The organism is Streptomyces sp. NPDC051561, assembly GCF_044454195.1.
Classification (GTDB): domain Bacteria; phylum Actinomycetota; class Actinomycetes; order Streptomycetales; family Streptomycetaceae; genus Streptomyces.
This window is the reverse complement of the sequence record NZ_JBITDM010000020.1, coordinates 68,737-84,539: the sequence shown is the minus strand read 5'-3', so window position 1 is coordinate 84,539 and position 15,803 is coordinate 68,737. Positions and strand designations below refer to the sequence as shown.

Below are 15,803 nucleotides of genomic sequence, written 5' to 3'. Positions count from 1 at the left end.
TCCCGGATCATCCGGGGTGCCGGTCGTGCGGACCGGGAGCGACGTGAGCAATACGCAAGGTGGTGCGCTGTCCTACGGGGAGCAGTACGGCGGGTCGTCGTACGTCGATCCGCCGTACGGGAGCGAGTCGTACGGGAGCGAGTCGTACGGGGCGGGGCACGAGCCGTACGGCGGGGCCGGGTACGAGGCGGAGTACTCGGCTCCGGTGGGGTCGGTGGAGTACGACACGTATCAGCCGTCGTACGAGGGGGCTGGGGGGCACGGCGGGCATGCGAGCCACGGGGAGCACGCGGGTCCCGAGGGTTACGGCACGCAGGACGCGTACGGGTCGTACGAGGTGGTCCACGGGTACGGCGCCGCGCAGGACTCGCCGGTGGTGCCGGGGCCGGCGGGGGAGCCGGACCTCTGCGCGTCGGGTGCGGGCCGGGGCCAGGCCCACGGGCCGGACTCCCTGCTGCCCCGGCAGAGCCCTGTCCCCGTTCCGGAGGGAGCGGGCGGCCGGGCCGACGGCCGGCGTGCGGCGCGCCGTCGCAAGGGGGCGCCGGTGGCCCCGGGGGGCGGTCCCGCCGGGGCCGAAAAGCCGGACACCCTGCGGAAGCTGGTCCCCCAGGCGTTGGTGGTGGCCTTCCTGGCCGGTGGCACGTCCGCCTTCATCGCCAACGACAAATCGATCGAGCTGAGCGTCGACGGCGCCCCCCGCACCCTGCACACCTTCGCCGACGACGTCACCGAACTCCTGGAGAAGGAGGGCGTGTCCATCGGTGAGCACGACCTGGTGGCCCCGGGGCGCGGCCAGACGCTGGCCAGCGGGGACGAGGTGGTGGTCCGGTACGGGCGTCCCGTCACGCTCAACATCGACGGGGAGCGGCGCAAGGTGTGGACGACCGCGCAGACCGTCGACGGTGCGCTGCGTCAGCTCGGGGTGCGGGCGGAGGGGGCGTACCTCTCGGCGTCCCGGTCCTCGCCGATCTCGCGTACGGGGCTCTCCCTGGACGTACGTACCGAACGCACCCTGACCCTGATGGCCGACGGCCGCGAGCGCACCATCCGCACCAACGCGGCCACCGTCGAGGAGGCGGTCGAGGAGTCCGGCATCACCCTCGGCAACCAGGACACCACCTCCGTCCCGCTGAGCAGCTTCCCGCGCGACGGGCAGACGGTGACCATCATGCGGATCACCGGCACCCGTGAGGTCCGCGAGGAGCCGATCGACTTCGAGGTGGTGCGCAGGGACGACGCGTCCCTCTTCAAGGGCACGGAGGAGGTGGTGCGGCCGGGGGTCAAGGGCACCCGGCGGGTCACGTATGTCCTGCGGACCGTCAACGGGGTGAAGCAGCGGCCGAAGAAGTTCTCCGAGGAGGTGGCTCGGGAGCCGGTGAACCAGGTGGTCAGGGTGGGGACGAAGGCGATGCCGACGGCGGTGCGGGGGGCGGACGGGCTGGACTGGGACTCGCTGGCGAAGTGTGAGTCCGGGGGGCGGGCCTCGATCACGGACTCGTCGGGGACGTACGGGGGGCTGTATCAGTTCGACCGGCAGACGTGGCAGTCGTTGGGTGGGTCGGGGGCGGCGCATGAGGCTCCGGCGGAGGAGCAGACGTTTCGGGCGAAGAAGTTGTATGTGCAGAGGGGGGCCAGTCCTTGGCCGCACTGTGGGCGGCACCTGTAAGGGGGGTGGGAGGTACGGGGCCGGGGTGGGTGGGGTGCGACTCCGTGGGGCCGCCCCCTTGCCCGCTCGATCCGCCTCAGGGGGGCGGCCCCGCCGCCCAAGGGGGCTGACGAGGGTGGGAGGCGGGAGGTCTTGGGGTGGGGGCGCGTTTACGCTTGGTGGGTGAGTACATCTGAACCTTCCGTCGCTGCGTCCGAAGACCACTCGCAGGCCTCCGCGACCGGCTCCCTCCTCGGGCCCGCCGACATTCGCGAGCTGGCCGCCGTGCTGGGCGTACGCCCGACGAAGCAGCGCGGCCAGAACTTCGTCATCGACGCCAATACCGTCCGGCGCATCGTGCGTACGGCCGAGGTGCGGGCGGACGACGTGGTGGTGGAGGTCGGCCCGGGACTGGGTTCGCTGACGCTGGCGCTGCTGGACACGGCGGACCGTCTCGTCGCCGTCGAGATCGACGATGTGCTCGCCGCCGCGCTGCCCGCGACCATCCAGGCCCGGATGCCCGCCAAGGCGGACCGGTTCTCCCTCGTCCACTCGGACGCCATGCTGGTCAAGGAGCTCCCGGCCGAGCCGACCGCACTGGTCGCCAACCTCCCGTACAACGTGGCCGTTCCCGTCCTCCTGCACATGCTGGAGCACTTCCCGACCATCGAGCGCACCCTGGTCATGGTCCAGGCGGAGGTCGCCGACCGGCTCGCGGCCAAGCCCGGCAACAAGGTGTACGGCGTCCCCTCGGTCAAGGCCAACTGGTACGCCGAGGTGAAGCGGGCCGGGTCCATCGGGCGGAACGTGTTCTGGCCCGCCCCGAACGTCGACTCCGGACTCGTCTCCCTCGTCCGGCGTGCCGAGCCGGTCGACACCACCGCCACCCGCCAGGAAGTCTTCGCGGTCGTCGACGCGGCCTTCGCCCAGCGCCGCAAGACGCTGCGCGCGGCCCTCGCGGGGTGGGCGGGTTCGGCCCCGGCGGCCGAGGCGGCCCTGGTCGCGGCCGGTATCTCGCCGCAGGCGCGCGGCGAGGCGCTGACGGTGGAGGAGTTCGCCCGGATCGCGGAGGCCAAGGCGTGAGCGATACGTCGCAGGGGGCGGCCGCCGCCCCGGGGCCGGTCACCGTCCGCGTCCCCGCCAAGGTCAACGTGCAGCTGGCGGTGGGCGCCCCGCGCCCCGACGGCTTCCACCCCCTCGCCAACGTCTTCCTCGCGGTCGGCCTGTACGACGAGGTGACGGCGACCCCCGCCCCGGAACTCCGCATCACCTGCACCGGCCCGGGCTCGGACCAAGTCCCCCTGGACCGCACCAACCTGGCCGCCCGCGCCGCCCTCGCCCTCGCCGAACTCCACGGCCTGGCCCCCGGCGTCCACCTGCACATCGCCAAGGACATCCCCGTCGCGGGCGGCATGGCGGGCGGCAGCGCGGACGCGGCCGGTGCGCTCCTGGCCTGCGACACCCTCTGGGGCACCCGGACCCCGTATGCCCAACTCCTCGACATATGCGCCGAGTTGGGCAGTGACGTCCCCTTCAGTCTGGTCGGCGGGGCGGCGCTCGGTGTCGGCCGGGGTGAGCTGCTGACGCCGTGGCAGGTGGGCGGCGAGTTCCACTGGGTGTTCGCGGTCGCCGACGGTGGACTCTCCACCCCTGCCGTCTACCGCGAGTTCGACCGCCTGGCCTCCGGCACCGACGTGCCGGAACCGGCCGCCTCCGACGCGCTGCGGACGGCCCTGCGAACCGGAGACGCCACCGCGCTCGCCGCCACCCTCACCAACGACCTCCAGCCCGCCGCCCTTTCCCTGCGCCCCTCCCTCACCGCCACCCTCACCGCGGGCACCGAGGCGGGCGCCCTGGCGGCCCTGGTCTCCGGCTCGGGCCCGACCACGGCCTTCCTGGTGAAGGACGCGGAGGCGGCCGGACGAGTGGCTGAATCCCTGCTCGCCTCGGGGACCTGCGTGGCCGCGCGCCCGGCCGTATCGCCGGCGCCCGGCGCGACGGTCGTCGTCAAGGGCTGAGAGCCTGTGCCTCAACCCCGGCCGGCCGCCCCTTCGCCTGGGTGGACGACGAGCAGAGCGAGCGGGACGAGGCGTATGTGAGCGCCCACCACCGGGCGGACGGGCTGCTCCGTCACGTCAATCCGCGCATCGGCCTGCGCGCGGACGACTTCCGGGTGCTGGCCGGATTCGCCCGGTCCGTGGGCGCCCGGCCTTCGGCTTCCGCCGGTCCGTCGGCCGGCTAGTCCGTCAGCTTCGCCAGGAAGGCGAACAGGTTCGAGCGGGTGCGGTCGATCTGCTGGTCCAGGGTGAGGGACTCCTCGAAGCGGCCGCCCGGCTCCGGGGTCTTCTTGCCGCGGACGTAGAGGGAGCAGGCCATGTCGGTGCACATGTAGATGCCGACCGAGTTGCCCTGACGGCCGGCCAGGCCCGCCTTGGGGGCGGTCATCAGGGAGACGCCGTTGCCGGGGTGGGTGGTCAGGCAGATGGCGCACATGCTGCGGTGCAGGAAGCCGCGCTGGCGGGACGGGAAACGGAAGGTGACGCCGAAGAGCTTTCCGGTGGCCGGGTCCTCGGTGACCAGGTAGCTGCGGTCGGGGGCCGAGAGGTCGCGCCAGCCCATGAAGTCCAGGTCACCCCACGGCCGTTCGGCCAGATCGCGCGGCATGGGCAGCCGCTTGGACTCGCCCTTGGAACAGTTGATGAACGACGACCGGATGTCGTTTTCGGTGGCTTCCTTCATGAGTGCGACGGTACGGCTGCCTAGGTAACCTAGGCAAATGATTAATGGGTGTAGGGGTGGCGTGGAGAGGGTGGTGGTGGGGCGTGGCGGCGAAGGTCGGGCTGACGGCTGAGCGGGTCGTGCGGGCGGCGGCGGATCTGGCGGACGAGGTGGGGTTCGAGCGGCTGACGGTGTCGGCGGTGGCCCGCGGTTTCGGGGTGAAGGACGCGAGTCTGTACTCGCACGTGCGGGGTCTTGAGGACCTTCGGGTACGGGTGGCGCTGCTGGCGGCGGGCGAGTTCGCGGACCGGGTGGGGGAGGCGGTGGCCGGGCGCGCGGGACGCGATGCGCTGATCGCTTACGCGGGGGCCTACCGCGACTTCGCCCGCGAGCGGCCGGGGCGGTACGCGGCCACGCAGGTGCGGGTGCCGGCCGGCGCGGCCGTGGCGGCGGGGGCGACCGGGCCCGGCCGGTGTGCGGAGACGACGTACGCGGTGCTGCGGGGGTACGGACTCCAGGAGCCGGCGGCGACGGACGCGGTGCGCCTGCTGAGGGCGACGTTCCACGGGTTCGCCCAGTTGGAGGCCGGTGAGGGGTTCACGGCGGCACGCGATGTGGAAGCGTCGTGGGCCCGGATCGTGGAAGCACTGCATGTGGCGCTGGAGGGGTGGCCGCGGGAGTGAGGGGGCGGGGCCGCGGAGGGTGAGGGCGGGAGTGGGGGGGCGGGCACGGGTGAGTCCACCGCTCCCGGTACCGCCCCGTGTGGCCGGGCAACCCGAGCAATCCGATGGTCACCCCGTCCGGCGCGGTCAGGGCCGGTGCGGAGCTGGGCGGGGAGCAGGGCGGTGCGAGCGGGCTCGTGCTCGGGGTGGGTGGTGCGGCGCTGCTGGCCGCCACCGGTACCGCCTTCGCCGTACGTCGTCGGCACGCACGCGGCGACCACGGCTGACGGGCGGACCGGGGGAGCACGGGGCGCGGGTGCCCCCGTCCTGCCCGTAAGCCCCCCGCCAGGGGCCCGGCGCCCGCCGTCCACGTCGACGGCGGGCGCCGACTACGCTGGGAGACCTATCCGTCCCCGCCCCCTGGAGCACCCACTCATGGCCGTCAACCTGGTCAATGTCGAGGCAGTCAGCAAGGTGTACGGCACACGTGCCCTGCTCGACGGCGTCTCCCTCGGCGTCTCGGAAGGGGACCGGATCGGGGTCGTGGGCCGCAACGGCGACGGCAAGACCACCCTCATCCGGATGCTCGCCCAGCTCGAAGAGGCCGACACCGGCCGCGTCACGCACGTCGGCGGGCTGCGCCTCGGTGTGCTTACCCAGCACGACTCGCTGGACCCCACCGCCACCGTCCGGCACGAGGTCATCGGCGACATGGCCGACCACGAGTGGGCGGGCAGCGCCAAGATCCGCGATGTGCTGACCGGACTGTTCGGCGGGCTGGACCTGCCGGGGTTCGGGCAGGGACTGGACACGGTCATCGGCCCGCTGTCCGGTGGCGAGCGGCGACGTATCGCCCTGGCGAAGCTGCTCATCGCGGACCAGGACCTGATCGTCCTCGACGAGCCCACCAACCACCTCGACGTCGAGGGCATCAGCTGGCTCGCCAGTCATTTGCGGGCCCGCCGCTCCGCGCTCGTCTGCGTCACCCACGACCGCTGGTTCCTGGACCAGGTCTGTACGCGGATGTGGGACGTGCAGCGCGGCGCGGTGCACGAGTACGAGGGCGGCTACAGCGACTACGTCTTCGCGCGTGCCGAGCGGGAGCGGATCGCCGCCACCGAGGAGTCCAAGCGGCAGAACCTGATGCGCAAGGAGCTGGCCTGGCTGCGCCGAGGTGCTCCGGCCCGTACGTCCAAGCCGCGTTACCGCATCGAGGCGGCCAACGAGCTGATCGCCGACGTACCGCCGCCGCGCGACACCTCCGAGCTGATGAAGTTCGCCAACGCCCGGCTCGGCAAGACCGTCTTCGACATGGAGGACGTGACCATCCAGGCCGGGCCCAAGGTGCTGCTCAAGCACGTCACCTGGCAGCTCGGCCCCGGCGACCGGATCGGCCTGGTCGGCGTCAACGGCGCGGGCAAGACCTCGCTGCTGAAGGCGCTCGCCGAGGCCGCCCGTTCGCAGGACGAGACCCAGCCCGTCGCCGGGAAGATCGTGGTCGGCAAGACGGTCAAGCTGGCGTACCTCTCCCAGGAGGTCGGTGAACTCGACCCCAAGCTCCGGGTGCTGGAGGCCGTGCAGAAGGTCCGCGACCGCGTCGACCTCGGCAAGGGCCGGGAGATGACGGCGGGCCAGCTGTGCGAGCAGTTCGGGTTCACCAAGGAGAAGCAGTGGACCCCGGTGGGGGACCTGTCCGGTGGTGAGCGGCGGCGGCTGCAGATCCTGCGGCTGCTGATGGACGAGCCGAACGTGCTCTTCCTCGACGAACCGACCAACGACCTCGACATCGAGACGCTGACCCAGCTGGAAGACCTGCTGGACGGCTGGCCGGGCTCGATGGTCGTCATCTCGCACGACCGGTTCTTCATCGAGCGGACCACCGACAAGGTGTACGCGCTGCTCGGCGACGCCACGCTGCGGAACCTGCCGCGCGGGCTCGACGAGTACCTGGAGCGCAGGCAGCAGGTCATCGCGGCGGCCGTCGCGGCGGCGCCGGTGACGGCGATGGCGGAGAAGTCCGTGAAGCCCGAGAAGTCTTCGGGCGATCTGCGAGCGGCGAAGAAGGAACTCCAGAAGATCGAGCGGCAGCTCACCAAGCTCTCCGAGCGGGAGACCCAGCTGCACGCGCAGATCACCGAGAACTCCACCGACTTCGGCAAGGTCGCCGAGCTGGACGCGCAGCTCCGCCGACTCGTGGTCGAGCGCGACGAGTTGGAGATGCGCTGGCTGGAGATGGCCGAGGACGCGTAGGGCGCGGGTGCGGACGGTACCCGTGCAAATGGTGCTGCTGTGGACGTAGAGAACACGTAGAGAGCTCATAACGAGCGCATCACGGGCCGGTCCTCCCTTGGGAACAGGGGTGGACCGGCCCCTTGTTCGAGCTGACTCCAGTGATAGAAAGAAGCCCCGCTCGACTGACGTAGATCTGCGGGATCCAAGCCCGATTCGCTCCATTCCAGGAGGTTTTGACCCACTGGGATCGCGGGGGAGTCCGACCGGGCGGCGGACCCCCGTGTGAAGAGGTAAGTGCTGATGTCTCAGCCGCCCAACCAGCCGCCGCAGGGGGGCTACGGCGCTCCGCAGGACCCGCAGAACCCCTATGGCGGGGCTCCGCAGGGACCGCCTTCCGGAGCTCCGCAGCAGCCGCCGACTCCGCCGCAGATGCCGCCGACCCCGCCGCCGGGGCAGCCGGGTTACGGCTACCCGCAGGGTCCGCCGCCCGCCGCCGACAACCCGTACGCACAGCCGACGCCGCCGTCCGGTTACGGCTACCCGGGGCAGCCCGGAACGCCGCCGCCCGGTCAGCCGGGTTACGGCTACCCGCAGCAGGGCCAGCCGACGTACCCCGGAATGCCGGGGCCCGGTGGCAGCGACCCGCAGAAGAAGCAGAAGCTGATGCTGATCATCGGTGCGGCCGTCGCCGCGCTGATCGTGATCGCGGGCACCATCTACCTGGTCTCGGGCGGCAAGGAGGAGACTCCGGTCGCGGGGCCGACCAACACCGCCGCGCCGAAGGGCAGTCCGAGCGTGGACGAGGGCGACGGCAAGGGTCCGGGCGACGGCAAGTCGCGCACCGACGAGGACCTCAACGCGGGCCGCAAGCCGGGCGACTCCAAGGTGCTGTGGGCGAACACCAACGCGGTCGACCTGCCGAAGAACGGTGGCGAGGTCCTGCCGCTGTGGTTCGTGGGGGACACCGTCGTCCAGTCGTACTACCGGACCATGACGGCGTACGGCGTCTCGGACGGCAAGAAGAAGTGGGAACTGCCGTTCCCGAACAAGATCTGCGGTGCGCCCCGACAGGTCGGCGCGGGCAACAAGATCGTCATCGCGGTGGAGGACAACAACACCGAGAAGGCCAAGTGCAATCAGATGCAGCAGGTCGACCTCGGCACTGGCAAGGTGGGGTGGAAGAAGGAGATCCCGCAGGAGAACCTCTTCGACTTCGGCGACCCGGAGTTCACCATCGCGGGGGACACGCTCACCGTGGCTCGCGGTGCGTTCGCCAGCGCCTTCAAGGTCAGCGACGGCTCGAAGCTCTTCGGTGACCAGAAGTTCGGCGCGTGCGCGGCGGACTCCTTCGCGTCCAACGGCACCAAGCTGATCGCGATCGACAGCTGCGGCACCGGTGACAAGACCACCGAGCAGGTCCGCGAGGCCGACCCGACGACGGGCAAGGGCAAGTGGACCTGGAAGGTCCCCGCCGGCTGGAGCGTCAAGCGCGTCTACTCCGTCGACCCGCTGGTCCTCTTCATGGAGAACAAGGAGAAGAAGGCGGGCAACGTCTCCTTCTTCAAGGCCAACGGCCAGCCCGCCGGGCAGATGACCGGCGAACTGCCCGCCCCGCAGTGCGGCTGGGCCATCATGCAGGCCAACCTCCAGGGCTGCACCGGTGTCACCGCGGACGCGACCACGCTGTACATCGCGGGCGAGGCGAAGTCCGGCAGCGTCGGCAGCGGCCGCTCCAACGAGGTGCGGGCGTACGACGTCAACACCGGCAAGCGCAAGTGGGTCTCCACCCTCCAGGGCCGCGTCATGCTGCCCGTCAAGGCGGAGGGCGGCAGCGTCTTCGCGTACACCGAGCCGACGTACGACAAGGCCGGCGGCATCGTGAAGATCCCCGCGGCCGGCGGCAGCCCGGCGCCGGTGCTGAAGAACCCGGAGTCGGTCGCCAGCCTGGAGAGCTCGATCTTCTCCAAGCAGGTCCGCTACGAGGGCGGCCGTCTCTTCCTGGCCCCGGACCGCGTCTCCGGCAAGGACGACGAGAAGCCGAAGACCCTGCTGGCCTTCGGCAACTAGGCCCTCTGCGACAGATGGCGTTTCGCTCCGTCACCCGCACGCGCCGTCGCCCCGCCACCCTCCCGGGGGTGGCGGGGCGACGGCCGCGCGGGCGCCGAGCGGCCCCCCGGCTTCCGGCATCAAGTGCCCTGGTACTCCGCCCAGTTGATCACCACGTCCCCCAGAGGTAGAACTCCATGACCCAGCCGCCCAACGAACCTCCGCAGGACGGGGCCCAGACCCCGGGCCCCTTCTCCAAGCAGCCCCAGACCCCGCCGGGGTTCGGTGCGCCCACGCCGCCGCCTCCCGGCCAGCAGCCCGGGTTCGGGGCGCCGACCCCGCCGCCCCCGGCCCAGCAGCCCGGGTTCGGTGCGCCCACGCCGCCGCCCCCCGGCCAGCAGCCCGGATACGGCTACCCGCAGGCCCCCGGCCAGCAGCCGCAGGGCGCCCCGGCGACGCCGCCGCCCCCGGCGGGCCAGCCTCCGCAGACCCCGCCGCCGGCCGGTTACGGCTTCCCGGGCCAGCAGCCCCCGGCCGGTCAGCAGCCCCCGCCGTACGGCTACCCGGCCCAGACCCCGGCTCCGCCCACCGTTCCGCAGCCCCTCACCCCGAGCGGCAGCACCGGCGGCGGCAGCATCCTGACCACCCAGCTGAAGATCATCATCGCGGCGGTCGTCGCCGTCGTCCTGATCGTCGGCGGTGGCGTCGTCTACAAGGCGACCAGCAGCGACGACCCGAAGGACGTGGCGGGCGGCTCCGCCGGTGGCACCGGGGGAGCCGAAGGCAAGGGTGAGGGCGGGGCCAAGCCGGCGCCCGACGGTGCGGGCAAGGAGCAGGCCCCGGCGAACGTCACCGCCAAGGTCGGCTTCCAGGTCCCGCTGCCGACGGTGAAGGAGATCACCAAGACCAAGGGCTCCTGGGCCACCGACACCATCTACGCCCGCGCGGCCGTCAACAGCGTGGTCGGCTACGACCCGCAGAACGGCACCGAGAAGTGGAAGATCCCGCTTTCCGGTTCGCCGTGCGGCGGCTCCGCACAGATCACCCAGGACAACAAGGCGGCCATCGTCTTCGAGGGCACCAAGGCCCCGGGCGAGAAGGTCGCCCAGTGCACCGAGGCCGGCGTGATCGACCTCGCCTCGGGCAAGCTGCTCTGGCAGAAGAGCTTCCCCGACGGCGACCGCAAGGTCCGGCTCTCGATGGCCACCATCAGCGGCAACACGGTCGCCGTGGCGGGCTACTCGGGCGGCGGCGCGTTCAACCTCGCCGACGGCAAGGAGCTGTGGTCCCCGAAGCCCACCGCCGACCAGTGCAAGGACAAGGGTTACGCGGGCGGCCCCGGCGGCCTGGTCGCGGTCCGCGAATGCGGTGACTACGACAACGAGACGTACTCCATCGAGACGCTCAACCCTGCCGACGGCAAGCCGATCAGCAAGTTCAAGATGCCGGACAACTCGAAGTACGTCTCCGTGCTGTCCGTCAAGCCGCTGGTCGTCGGCGCCAACGTCGGCGAGGCCGGCGAGTACAAGACGAAGGTCAGCGACGTCTTCTCGGTCGACGAGAAGACCGGCAAGCTGCGTGCCCGCATCGGTGTGGACAGCGAGCGCTACCCGTTCGACTGCGACCTCGACGACGTCGGCGGCTGCACCCAGGTCGCGGTCGGCAACGGCAAGCTGTACCTGCCCACCGCCGAGCACCAGGGCCAGGCCGAGACCGGCCGCACCAACGAGATCGTCACCTTCGACCTCGCCACCGGCAAGCCCACCGGCGACAACTACAAGGCGGGCGAGCGGTACCACATGGTCCCGCTGCGGATGGACGGCGGAAACCTGATCGTCTACAAGTTCCCGCCCTACGACAAGGGTGGCCAGGTCGCCAGCATCGACGGCGGCACCGGCAAGGAAACCCTCCTGCTCGACAACCCCGCCGACCGTTCGGTGCGTGATGCCGAGCAGACCATGACCATCAAGATGGACGAGGTCCGCTACCACAAGGGCCGCCTCTACATGGGCACCACGCTGATCAGCGCGGACCCGTCCTCGTCCAAGAAGTACCTGGCTCTGGCCTTCGTACCGGCGCAGTAACCGGGCGGGCAGAGCGAAGGAGGGGGGCCGTGACATCACGTCGCGGCCCCCCTCCGGTTGTCGGCGCAACGACCATGTCGCGCCGACAACAACGCCAGGAACCGGGCGAATTGGCCACTTCGAGCGGAATCTGGCCAGTAAGGGGCGCGCAACGTCGAACAAGCGTGTAGCTTGCCGGGGCAGGAGGCCGGGGGGCCTGTTCCTGGGGGAATATGGGGGTACTTCGATGGGCGTGCGGCTCATGGTGGTCGACGACCACCGCCTGCTCGCCGAGGCACTCGCCTCGGCGCTCAAACTGCGCGGGCACCGGGTGCTCGCCGCCGCCGCACCCACCGCGGGCGCGGCCGAACTCGTGGTCAGCCGCGCGCCGGAGGTCTGCCTCTTCGGTACGGCGACGCCCGCCCTGCCGGGCACCTTCGACCCGATCGTGCGGATCAAGCGGGAGCGCCCCCAGGTGGCGGTCGTCGTCCTCGGGCCGGTGCCGAGCCCGCGTGGCATCGCCGCCGCCTTCGCCGCCGGGGCAGCCGGTTACGTACGGCACGACGAGCGCATAGAAGGTGTCGAGCGGGCCATGGTGAAGGCCAGGACGGGGGAGGCGGCGGTCGCGCCGGGCCTTCTCCAGGGGGCGTTCGCCGAACTGCTCAACCCGGCCGCACAGCCGGACGACGAGGGGCAGCGGCTGCTGCACATGCTGACCCCGCGCGAGGTCGAGGTGCTGGTGCGGGTCGCCGACGGCGAGGACACCCGGCTGATCGCGGCCGGCATGGGCATCGCCCCGAGCACCGCGCGCACCCACGTGCAGCGGGTGCTGATGAAGCTGGGGGTGGGGTCCAGACTGGAGGCGGCGGCCCTCGCCGCCCGCACCGGCCTGCTCGACCGGGCGGCGCTCGCTCCGCAGGAGCAGTAGCAGTAGGCAGCAGCTGGTAGGTGGCTTCAGGGGTGGGAGGCGGTGCGTCGCACGCGGCGCGCCCGGCCCCGGGGGTCAACTCGCGTATGCGCGCGCCCATTTCCGTATCCCTTCGCGGGCCGTCGGCATTGACGCCGCTGTGCACCTGTGGTTTGTTGTGTTTGATTCTGTTGGCGGATGTGCGTGCGTGAGGTGACAGTGAAGAAGACATCGACCCGGCTCGCCGACGGTCGTGAGCTCCTCTATTACGACTTGGCCGACGACCGGGTCCGCGACGCGCACGACCCGCGTCCGCTGGCCCCGGTCGTGACCACCTCCGAGGTCCGCCACGACGTCCTGCTCGACGACCATGTCGCCATCGCCTCGCACCGCCAGGACCGCACCTATCTGCCGCCCGCCGACGCCTGCCCGCTCTGCCCCTCCCGCGAGGGGCACCGGAGCGAGATCCCGGCCGGCAGTTACGACGTGGCGGTCTTCGAGAACCGCTTCCCGTCCCTCGCGGGCGACTCCGGGCGCTGCGAGGTGGTCTGCTTCACCGACGACCACCACGCGGCCTTCTGCGACCTGACCGAGGAGCAGGCGTATCTGGTACTGGAGGCCTGGACCGACCGCACCGCGGAACTGGCCCAACTGCCCTCCGTGGAGCAGGTGTTCTGCTTCGAGAACCGCGGCGCCGAGATCGGCGTCACCCTCGGCCACCCGCACGGCCAGATCTACGGCTACCCCTTCACCACCCCCCGCACCGCCCAGATGCTCCGCTCCCTTCAGGCCCACCGGGACTCGACGGGCGGCGCCAACCTCTTCGACGACGTCGTCGCCCGCGAACGCGCCGACGCCTCGCGCATCGTCCTGGAGGGCGAGCACTGGGTCGCCTTCGTCCCGTACGCCGCCCACTGGCCGTACGAAGTGCACCTCTACCCCACCCGCCGGGTCCCCGACCTGCGCGGACTCGACGAGGAGGCGCGCGCCGAATTCCCGGGCCTCTACCTGGAGCTGCTGCGCCGCTTCGACCGGCTCTTCGGGCCGGGGCAGCCGCCGACGCCGTACATCTCCGGCTGGCACCAGGCGCCCTTCCGGTACGCGTACAGGGACGAATTCGCGCTGCACCTGGAACTGTTCACGATCCGCCGCACCCCGGACAAGCTGAAGGCCCTCGCGGGCTCCGAGTCCGGCATGGGTGCCTTCATCAACGACGTGTCGCCCGAGGCGGCGGCAGCACGGCTGCGAGAGGTGGGACGCGTCAAGTGAAGTACCTGGTGACCGGCGGCGCGGGATACGTCGGCAGTGTGGTGACCGCGCATCTGCTGGAGGCCGGGCACGAGGTGACCGTCCTCGACGACCTCTCCACCGGGTTCCGTGCGGGCGTCCCGGCGGGCGCCACCTTCATCGAGGGGCGCATCCAGGACGCGGCCCGGTATCTGGACGCGACGTACGACGGTGTGCTGCACTTCGCCGCGTTCTCGCAGGTCGGCGAGTCCGTCATCGACCCGGACAAGTACTGGCGGAACAACGTCGGCGGCACCGTGGACCTGCTTGGCGCGATGCGCGACACGGGGGTGCGCCGCCTGGTGTTCTCCTCGACGGCGGCGACCTACGGGGAGCCCACCGCCAACCCCCTCACCGAGGACCTGCCGACCGCGCCCACCAGCCCGTACGGCGCCTCCAAGCTCGCCGTCGACCACATGATCACCGGCGAGTGCGCGGCCCACGGCCTGGCGGCGGTGTCCCTGCGGTACTTCAACGTGGCCGGAGCGTACGGCAGTTGCGGCGAGCGGCACGACCCGGAGTCGCATCTGATTCCGCTGGTCCTCCAGGTCACCCAGGGCCGCCGGGAGGCGATCTCGGTGTACGGCGAGGACTATCCGACCCCGGACGGCAGCTGTGTCCGCGACTACATCCATGTCGCCGACCTCGCCGAGGCCCACCTGCTCGCCGTGACCGCGGCCGAACCCGGGAAGCACCTGATCCTCAACCTCGGCAACGGCAACGGCTTCTCCGTCCGCGAGGTCATCGACACCGCCCGCAAGGTCACCGGCCACCCGATCCCCGAGATCGCCGCCCCCCGCCGCGCGGGCGACCCGGCCGTCCTGGTCGCCTCCGCCGCCCGGGCCACCGCCGCCCTCGGCTGGAACCCGACCCGCACCGACCTGGCGGCCATCATCGGCGACGCCTGGCGCTTCGCCCAGCGCGACCGCGGCAACAACGGCACCAGCGGCGGCAGCAGCCGCACCGAGGGGGAGTAGACAGGCATGGGCATGACCGTGGCTCAACTCATCGCCGAGTTCGAGGAGCTGTACGGCAGCGAGCCGGAGGGCGTCTGGGCCGCCCCCGGCCGGGTCAACCTCATCGGCGAGTACACCGACTTCAACGACGGCTTCGTGATGCCGCTCGCCCTCCCGCACACCGCGCAGGTCGCTGTCGCCCGCCGCACCGACGGCGTCCTGCGACTGCACTCCGGTGACCGTGAGGGGGACGGCGGGGGTGGCGGCAGGAGTGGCGGCGTCACCGAACTCCGGGTCGCCGACCTCAGGCCCCAGGACGCGCCCGGCGAGTGGTGGACCTACCTCGCGGGCGTCGTCTGGGCGCTGCGCGAGCGGGGTTACGCCGCCGAAGTGGCCGGCGGCGCGGACGTACACCTGCGCTCGACCGTGCCCACCGGGGCCGGGCTGTCGTCGTCCGCAGCGCTGGAGGTGGCCCTCGCTCTGGCGCTCGTCGACCTGTACCAGCTGCCGCTCACCCGTGCGGAGCTGGCTCAGCTGTGCCAGTACGCGGAGAACGCCTTCGTCGGCGTGCCGTGCGGAATCATGGACCAGACGGCGTCCGCCTGCTGCGAGGCGGGCCACGCCCTGCACCTGGACACCCGCGACCTCACCCGGCGGCAGATCCCCTTCGACCTGCCCGCCCACGGTCTGACGCTGCTGGTCGTCGACACCCGCGTCCAGCACGCCCTGGGCGACGGGGCCTACGCGGAACGCCGGGCGGGCTGCGAGGAAGGGGCCCGGCAGCTCGGGGTCACCCACCTCCGCGATGTCGCGCACGCCGAACTGGACGACGCCCTGGCCAAGTTGACCGACGAGAGGATCCGCCGGTACGTCCGGCACGTCGTCTCCGACAACCACCGGGTGCGGCAGGTGACCGAGCACCTCGACGCGGGTGACGTCCGCGCCATAGGTGCCGTACTCCTCGAAGGGCACGCCTCCCTCCGCGACGATCTGCGCATCTCCTGCCCCGAACTCGACCTGGTCGTCGAGACAGCGGCGCGCACGCCTGGCGTGCACGGCGCACGGATGACCGGCGGCGGCTTCGGCGGCTCGGCGATCGTGCTGGCGGAAGCCTCCGCGGTGACCGGTCTCGGCGACCGGATCGAGGCGGCGTTCGCGGCGGAGGGCCACCGCGCCCCGCGGGTCTTCCCGGCCACCCCGTCGGCGGGAGCACGCCAACTGGCCTGAAACGGGAGCCACTTGACGAGGGCAAAAGCAGCACCTGAGGGCAGGAACTGCTCATTCCCT

At 71.6% G+C, this 15,803-nt stretch carries 13 protein-coding genes and 1 pseudogene; 13 read left to right on the top strand and 1 reads right to left on the bottom strand.

Going from position 1 to position 15,803, the window contains the following annotated elements; genetic code table 11:
* Positions 1–43: 43 nt before the first annotated feature.
* From ACIA73_RS32385 to ACIA73_RS32370, 4 genes and pseudogenes are all read left to right on the top strand, one after another.
* Entirely contained in the window at positions 44–1,666 is a 1,623-nt protein-coding gene (locus tag ACIA73_RS32385) for a ubiquitin-like domain-containing protein (RefSeq protein ID WP_399442444.1), read from the top strand.
* Positions 1,667–1,912: 246 nt separating this feature from the next.
* A complete protein-coding gene (gene rsmA, locus ACIA73_RS32380) occupies positions 1,913–2,728 on the top strand; it encodes a 16S rRNA (adenine(1518)-N(6)/adenine(1519)-N(6))-dimethyltransferase RsmA (protein ID WP_399442508.1) in 816 nt (271 codons plus the stop codon).
* A complete protein-coding gene (locus ACIA73_RS32375; protein WP_399442443.1) occupies positions 2,725–3,663 on the top strand; it encodes a 4-(cytidine 5'-diphospho)-2-C-methyl-D-erythritol kinase in 939 nt (312 codons plus the stop codon). Before rsmA ends, ACIA73_RS32375 begins: the two co-directional genes overlap by 4 nt.
* A 23-nt stretch (positions 3,664–3,686) precedes the next feature.
* A pseudogene (locus ACIA73_RS32370) lies at positions 3,687–3,887 on the top strand (hypothetical protein); the annotation flags it as partial.
* Here the strand turns inward: ACIA73_RS32370 and ACIA73_RS32365 are convergent.
* Positions 3,884–4,384, bottom strand: coding sequence for an FBP domain-containing protein (locus tag ACIA73_RS32365; protein ID WP_399442442.1), 501 nt, complete (start codon positions 4,382–4,384; stop codon positions 3,884–3,886). The pseudogene ACIA73_RS32370 and the gene ACIA73_RS32365 sit on opposite strands and share 4 nt — an antisense overlap.
* A 44-nt stretch (positions 4,385–4,428) precedes the next feature.
* Here ACIA73_RS32365 and ACIA73_RS32360 point away from each other — a divergent pair, with 44 nt between their 5' ends.
* The 9 genes from ACIA73_RS32360 to galK all read left to right on the top strand — a co-directional run bounded on the left by ACIA73_RS32360 (position 4,429) and on the right by galK (position 15,743).
* Positions 4,429–5,046: a TetR/AcrR family transcriptional regulator gene (locus ACIA73_RS32360; protein WP_399442441.1), complete on the top strand. Its 618-nt coding sequence runs from the start codon at positions 4,429–4,431 to the stop codon at positions 5,044–5,046.
* A 104-nt stretch (positions 5,047–5,150) separates the two neighbouring features.
* Positions 5,151–5,312, top strand: coding sequence for a hypothetical protein (locus ACIA73_RS32355; protein ID WP_399442440.1), 162 nt, complete (start codon positions 5,151–5,153; stop codon positions 5,310–5,312).
* Between the two features lie 148 nt (positions 5,313–5,460).
* On the top strand, positions 5,461–7,275 hold the full coding sequence (locus tag ACIA73_RS32350) for an ABC-F family ATP-binding cassette domain-containing protein (protein WP_399442439.1): 1,815 nt from the start codon (positions 5,461–5,463) through the stop codon (positions 7,273–7,275).
* Between the two features lie 282 nt (positions 7,276–7,557).
* A complete protein-coding gene (locus tag ACIA73_RS32345; protein WP_399442438.1) occupies positions 7,558–9,324 on the top strand; it encodes a PQQ-binding-like beta-propeller repeat protein in 1,767 nt (588 codons plus the stop codon).
* A 176-nt stretch (positions 9,325–9,500) separates the two neighbouring features.
* Positions 9,501–11,387 (top strand): PQQ-binding-like beta-propeller repeat protein, encoded by a 1,887-nt coding sequence (locus ACIA73_RS32340; RefSeq protein WP_399442437.1) that lies wholly within the window; start codon positions 9,501–9,503, stop codon positions 11,385–11,387.
* Between the two features lie 226 nt (positions 11,388–11,613).
* On the top strand, positions 11,614–12,294 hold the full coding sequence (locus ACIA73_RS32335; protein WP_399442436.1) for a LuxR C-terminal-related transcriptional regulator: 681 nt from the start codon (positions 11,614–11,616) through the stop codon (positions 12,292–12,294).
* Positions 12,295–12,492: 198 nt separating this feature from the next.
* Complete coding sequence (gene galT / locus ACIA73_RS32330; RefSeq protein WP_399442435.1) at positions 12,493–13,542, top strand: galactose-1-phosphate uridylyltransferase; 1,050 nt, start codon at positions 12,493–12,495, stop codon at positions 13,540–13,542.
* Positions 13,539–14,537, top strand: a complete 999-nt coding sequence (gene galE / locus ACIA73_RS32325) for a UDP-glucose 4-epimerase GalE (protein WP_399442434.1) — start codon at positions 13,539–13,541, stop codon at positions 14,535–14,537. The genes galT and galE overlap by 4 nt, the downstream gene beginning before the upstream one ends.
* A gap of 12 nt (positions 14,538–14,549) precedes the next feature.
* The gene (gene galK, locus ACIA73_RS32320) at positions 14,550–15,743 is read left to right on the top strand and encodes a galactokinase (RefSeq protein WP_399442507.1); all 1,194 of its coding nucleotides are present in this window, start codon (positions 14,550–14,552) and stop codon (positions 15,741–15,743) included.
* The last annotated feature ends 60 nt before the right edge of the window (positions 15,744–15,803 follow it).